The organism is Shewanella sp. Iso12, assembly GCF_012030025.1.
GTDB classification, from domain to species: Bacteria; Pseudomonadota; Gammaproteobacteria; order Enterobacterales; family Shewanellaceae; genus Shewanella; species Shewanella algae.
In genome coordinates, this window is sequence record NZ_JAAUHW010000046.1 from 1 (window position 1) to 568 (window position 568).

Annotated in this window: 1 protein-coding gene; it reads left to right on the plus strand. The window is 47.0% G+C overall.

Annotation, left to right across the window (positions count from 1 at the left end):
• Positions 1-568 (plus strand): IS4 family transposase (locus HCX89_RS22665; RefSeq protein WP_167717529.1); only part of this gene is annotated, 568 nt, incomplete at both ends.

Below are 568 nucleotides of genomic sequence, written 5' to 3' on the forward strand. Positions count from 1 at the left end.
TCCTTATCGGATAACTCCGTGACCTTATTGGATAAGGGTTTTTATGGAGCAGGCTTACTTCTTTCTCTCCAAAATAGTGGTGCTAACAGACATTGGTTGTTACCGGCGAAGAAAGGGGTGAAATACACCCTTCTGGACGATGAAGAGAGTGACGACATGCGAGTCGAAATGAAAGTCTCTCCACAAGCACGCAAGAAAAATCCTAACCTACCTGAAACCTGGCAAGTGAGAGCCGTGACTTATCAGGTACAAGGTAAGCAAAAAACCGTATTTACGTCTCTTCCCAGAGAGCAGTACGATGCGGGAGCAGTCGCGGCGCTTTACCACGAGCGATGGGAGATTGAATTAGGCTATCGAGACATAAAAAGTTCGATGCAACACAATGCGTTAGTGCTGAGGAGTAAGACTGTCGAACTTGCCTATCAAGAGTTATGGGGGCTGCTGCTTGGTTATAACTTGGTGAGACGAGAAGCGAGTCAGGCGGCAGTAGAACATGGTCGAATGCCCAATGAAATCAGCTTTAAGCACGCTTGTCAGTTCATCGCAAGTCAGCTCAAAGTCATGAGCA